The organism is Methylobacterium sp. WL103, assembly GCF_008039885.1.
Classification (GTDB): domain Bacteria; phylum Pseudomonadota; class Alphaproteobacteria; order Rhizobiales; family Beijerinckiaceae; genus Methylobacterium; species Methylobacterium cerastii.
Map to the genome: position 1 here is coordinate 1 of NZ_VRUX01001306.1, position 429 is coordinate 429.

The 429-nt window shown below is 72.7% G+C and carries 1 pseudogene; it reads right to left on the reverse strand.

Features of this window, described 5'->3' with window-relative positions:
- Window positions 1-429, reverse strand: a pseudogene (locus FV222_RS30510) (hypothetical protein); the annotation flags it as partial.

Sequence of the window (429 nt, forward strand, 5' to 3'; positions counted from 1 at the left end):
CGCCAGCGCGAGTGCGCGGTCGAGCACCGGCCCGGCCACCAACGGGATCAGCCCGGAGGCGACGTAGATCCCACGGAACTGGAACCAGCCGATGACGAGGCCCGGCCAGAGGAGGACGGCGGCGACGCCGTAGGCGCGCCGATGTTCGGGCGCCCCGCGGAACGCCGCCCAGGAGGCGGCGAAAGCCGCCAGCGCCAGGACGGGATAGTAGACCAGCATCTCCCACTGCCGGCGGGCGACGAACTTCGGCACCGAGGTCATCTCGTTGACCATGAGCAGCCAGCGGTCTCGGACCAGCGGCGTCATCCCCGGGAACGGGCCGACGAGGCAGATCGGAAACAGCAGGGCGAAGCCGCCGACGAGGACCGCGCCGATCGCCGCGACGACGGCGATGCGCGCCCCGATCGAGCCGAGCCGCCGGTCGAGCCC